This is a genomic window from Stenotrophomonas sp. PS02301 (assembly GCF_029959485.1).
GTDB lineage: Bacteria > Pseudomonadota > Gammaproteobacteria > Xanthomonadales > Xanthomonadaceae > Stenotrophomonas > Stenotrophomonas maltophilia_Z.
The window spans coordinates 1-3,911 of sequence record NZ_JASCOO010000172.1 but is presented as its reverse complement, the minus strand read 5'-3'; the positions used below and the strand labels follow the sequence as shown (position 1 = coordinate 3,911).

General features: G+C 67.1%; 4 protein-coding genes. 2 read left to right on the top strand and 2 right to left on the bottom strand.

What is annotated here, in order from left to right:
- Positions 1–151: 151 nt before the first annotated feature.
- Complete coding sequence (gene rarD / locus QMX81_RS20595; RefSeq protein WP_282264302.1) at positions 152–1,072, bottom strand: EamA family transporter RarD; 921 nt, start codon at positions 1,070–1,072, stop codon at positions 152–154.
- Positions 1,069–1,971, bottom strand: coding sequence for a drug/metabolite exporter YedA (yedA, locus tag QMX81_RS20590; RefSeq protein ID WP_121044205.1), 903 nt, complete (start codon positions 1,969–1,971; stop codon positions 1,069–1,071). Before yedA ends, rarD begins: the two co-directional genes overlap by 4 nt.
- Before the next feature lie 178 nt (positions 1,972–2,149).
- Here yedA and QMX81_RS20585 point away from each other — a divergent pair, with 178 nt between their 5' ends.
- Together QMX81_RS20585 and QMX81_RS20580 are read left to right on the top strand one after the other, a co-directional pair.
- The gene (locus tag QMX81_RS20585; protein WP_121044208.1) at positions 2,150–3,484 is read left to right on the top strand and encodes an MFS transporter; all 1,335 of its coding nucleotides are present in this window, start codon (positions 2,150–2,152) and stop codon (positions 3,482–3,484) included.
- A 40-nt stretch (positions 3,485–3,524) separates the two neighbouring features.
- A complete protein-coding gene (locus QMX81_RS20580; RefSeq protein WP_259462219.1) occupies positions 3,525–3,908 on the top strand; it encodes a hypothetical protein in 384 nt (127 codons plus the stop codon).
- Positions 3,909–3,911 lie beyond the last annotated feature (3 nt).

The window sequence follows — 3,911 nt, the reverse complement described above, 5'->3', positions numbered from 1 at the left end:
GTGCGGGACCATATGCCGCCATGGATGGCGGCATATGAGCCCCCATGGATGGGTTCACGGCGCCTCCCGCGCACCCACCCACACCCCGCCTGGCCAAGCAGCCCGGCAAACCAAGGCTCCCGCTCTCAAGCTCTCAAGCTCTTCTTAGCCTTCAGCGCCTCAACGCACCACCAGCCCGCGACCGCCACACACCGTCGCCGATGAACAGCAGCAGCCCGGTCCAGATCGCCGCGAAACCCACCGCCTTGGCCGTATCGAACGGCTCGCGGAAAAAGAACACGCCCAACAACAACCCGATACTCGGCGCGATGTACTGCAGAATCCCAACCAGCGACAACGGAATCCGCTTCACCCCATACGCAAACCCGATCAACGGCAACGCCGTCACCGCACCACCGAAGATCAACAGCGCATCGTTGCGCCAGCCCCAGCCGCAGAAGAAAGCGCCCCCGTGCCCATTCTCGCTCCATAGCGCGAACCCGATCGCCGGCAGGAACAGATACAGACTCTCCACGCCGAGCCCGGCCACCGGGTCCACCGAGATCATCTTGCGCAGCAGTCCGTACAGGCCGAACGAACAGGCCAGCCCCAGCGCGATCCAGGGCGGCGTTCCCGCATCGAGGGTCAGCCATGCCACCCCGAGGGCCGCGCAGCCCACAGCGAGCCACTGCAGGCCGCGCAGGCGCTCTTTCAGCACCACGACGCCGAGCACCACGCTGACCAGCGGGTTGATGAAATATCCCAGGCTGGTCTCGATCACGTGCCCGGCGTTGATCGCCCAGATGTACAGGCCCCAGTTGAACGCGATCGCCACGCTGCTCAGTGCCAGCGTCGGCAGCGCGCGCGGCTGCGCGGCAATGGCCTTCCACCAGCCCAATCCGTTGCTCAGCAGCAGCCAGGCCACCACCAGCACCGTGCTCCAGATGATGCGGTGCGCGATGATCTGCTGCGACGGCACGGCCTTGAGCAGGTGCCAGTAGACCGGCACCAGGCCCCACAGGGTGAAGGTGAAGGCAGTGATCGCGAGCCCGCGGCGTTGTTCCTGCAGGCTGTGGTGGGCGGGCAGGCTCACTTCGCGCGCGTCCGGGCCAGGGTCAGCACCACCACGCCGGCCAGGATCACCGCCATCGCGAGGAAGTCGCGGCCGCCAAAATGCTCGTTGCCGATGATCACGCCCAGGATCACCGCGATCACCGGATTGACGTAGGCGTAGCTGGCCACCAGCGCCGGGCGCACGTTGTGCAGCAGCCACACGTAGGCGGTGAAGGCGACGATCGAACCGAACATGCACAAGTAGGCCACCGCCAGCAGCCCATTCATGCTGGGCAAGGTGGTCGGACGTTCGCCACTGAGCAGGCCGAGCACGATCAGCATCGCGCCACCGCAGAGCATCTGCCCGGCGGCGGTCATGAACGGGCTGGGCAGATCCAGGCCGCGCGCCCAGATCGAGCCGAAGGCCCAGCCGATCGGGGCGATCAGCAGCAGGATCAGGCCCTGCGGCGTAGCGGTCAGGCTGCTGCCGGCGTTGAGCCAGACGACGCCGAGGAAGCCGATCGCGATGCCCAGCCACTCGCCACGGCTGGCGTTCTGCCCGCGCATCGCGCCGAACAGGGCCATCCACAGCGGCACCGAGGCCACCGCGGTCGCGGCCAGGCCCGAGGACACCGTGCGCTCGGCCAGTACCACCATGCCATTGCCCAGCACCAGCATGGTCAGGCCCATGATCGCCAGGTTGCGCCACTGGCGCTTGGTCGGGGCAGGCGAGCCACGCCACCGCAGCACGAGGTACATCAGCGAACCGGCGATGATGAACCGGCCCCCGGAAACCATCGTCAGCGGCAGCGCGCCGCCCTCCAGCGCCAGCCGGATCCCGAGATAGGTGGACCCCCAGACCACGTACACCAGCAGCAGCGCCAGGACGACCAGGCCGCTGCGGGGAGCGGCCGACGGGGATTCGGGTAGGACGGCCATGGGCCACCACGGTGCGGGGGAACACGAATTCTAGGCCGTTGCCGATGGCGCGGCACCCATTGTGCTGGCACGCTGATTTCACCGGGCCGCATCGTGATGCCTGACACGCACCCGTTTTTGACGTGCGGTAAGGTAACAAGAGCAATCAACGCTTCCCCGCCAGGACCCCCTACCCTGTATGAGTACATCCGTCCCCGCCACCGCGGCACCTTCTGACCGGGCCGCCCTGCGGCGTTCCATCTCCAATACCCTCAAAGGCTCGGCCGGCAACCTGGTCGAGTGGTATGACGTCTACGTCTACTCGGTCTTCGCGGTCTACTTCGAATCCCAGTTCTTCTCGGCCGCCGACAAGAACTCCACGATGTACGTGTGGGCGATCTTCGCCGCCACCTTCCTGATGCGCCCGATCGGCGCGTGGTACTTCGGCCGCTTCGCCGACCGCTACGGCCGCCGGCTGGCGCTGACGGTGTCGGTCACGATGATGGCCGCCTGTTCGTTCCTGATCGCGATCACCCCGACCGCCTCGCAGATCGGCATCTGGGCAGCGGTCATCCTGCTGTTCGCGCGCCTGCTGCAGGGCTTCGCCACCGGTGGCGAATACGGCACCAGTGCGACGTACATGTCCGAGGCCGCGCTTCCCGGCCGCCGCGGTTTCCTGTCCTCGTTCCACTACGTCACGCTGGTCGGTGGCCACGTGCTGGCGCAGCTGACCCTGCTGGGCATGCTGACCTTCTGGGACAAGCCCGAGATCTCCGCCTGGGGCTGGCGCGTGGCGTTCGGCATCGGCGGTATCGCGGCGATCGTGGTGTTCTGGCTGCGCCGCAGCATGGACGAATCGCTGCAATCCGATTCCATCGAGGCCGCACGCGATGGCCGCGCCAAGGCCTCCGGCTCGATGCGTGAGCTGTTCGTCAACCAGTGGCGCCCGCTGCTGCTGTGCTTCCTGATCACCGCCGGCGGCACCGTCGCGTTCTATACCTATTCGGTCAACGGGCCGAAAATGATCCAGAGCGCGTTCGCGGGCGATGACGTCATGACCGGGACGATGATCAACCTCGGCGTGCTGACCTTCCTGATGGTGCTGCAGCCGATCGGCGGCTGGCTGTCGGACATGGTCGGGCGCAAGAGCCTGCTGGTGTTCTTCGGCATCGGCGGCGTGCTGTACAGCTGGTACCTGATCACTGAACTGCCGAACCAGCACGATCCGTTCATGGCCTTCCTGGTGCTGGGCATCGGCTTCGTGATCCTGACCGGCTACACCTCGATCAACGCGGTGGTCAAAGCCGAACTGTTCCCGACCCATGTGCGCGCACTGGGCGTGGGCTTTGGGTATGCGATGGCCAACTCGCTGTTCGGTGGTACCGCGCCGCTGCTGTACCAGGGCGCGCTGAAGACCGGCCAGGTCGGCATGTTCGCGGTGTACGTCACGGCGATCATCGCCGTGTCGCTGGTGGTCTATATGTTCTTCCTGACCAACAAGGGCCCGAACTGGCTTGATGGCACGCGCAAGTAACCGCCGCACGGCCCACCCCGCGATCGCGCGGGGTGGGGGGATGCTCGCGATGCTGGTCCCGGGGTTCGCCCAGGCCGGCACCGCGGCTCATGCAATCAGCGCCCCTGCGGGCGCTGCATTGCTATGGGCGGCAGCCCTGCTCGCCGCCAGCACGACCGTGGCGTGGGTGCTGGGTCGGCCATCGGCGCAGGCCCGCTGGCCGCGGATCGGTTTCGGCCTGGCGCTGCTGGCGGTGATGGTCGCCCTGGCACTTCAACTGGCGGCCGACCTCGGCAGCGGTCACAGCGCGCTGCAGCTGCGTTTCGGCCGGCATGTCGCCAGTGCCGACACCCAGCCGACGCGGTTCGGCTGGGTGATCGCCTGTTATCTGGCCGCGCTCGCGGCCAGCGGCTGGGGCGCCTGGCGCCTGTTGCGGCGGCGCTGAGCC